At 59.5% G+C, this 331-nt stretch carries 1 protein-coding gene; it reads right to left on the bottom strand.

Features of this window, described 5'->3' with window-relative positions; translation table 11 throughout:
* A partial coding sequence (locus SB753_RS35750; protein ID WP_410804817.1) for a dioxygenase occupies positions 1-328 on the bottom strand: 328 nt, incomplete at its 3' end.
* Between the last annotated feature and the right edge of the window lie 3 nt (positions 329-331).

The raw sequence follows: 331 nt of genomic DNA, 5'->3' as shown, positions 1-331 counted from the left end.
ACAGCGGACCTTCGATGGTACGCGGCGTGCCACCAGTGATTTCTGCCGCCTTGTCCTCGGCGTCCATGCGAATGTCGAGGAATTTCTCCAGACCGAGACCAGCAGCAAGCAGAGCAGCTTCGCCATCCTGGCCGAGCTTGTTGAAGTAGTGGACGCCGGCCCAGATTTCGTCGGGCGTCATGTCGAGGTCGTCGATGGCCTTGAACAGGTCGCCCAAAAGGCGATTGACAATCTGCTTTGCGCGAGCGCTGCCGTCCTCGCTACCCATGTTGGCGGCCGCCTTCAGCAGGTCCTGCACTTCCTTCGTATCGAACACTTTGACGCTCATGTC

Source organism: Paraburkholderia sp. SIMBA_053 (assembly GCF_046534895.1).
GTDB lineage: Bacteria > Pseudomonadota > Gammaproteobacteria > Burkholderiales > Burkholderiaceae > Paraburkholderia > Paraburkholderia caledonica.
This window is presented reverse-complemented; position numbering and strand designations above follow the sequence as displayed.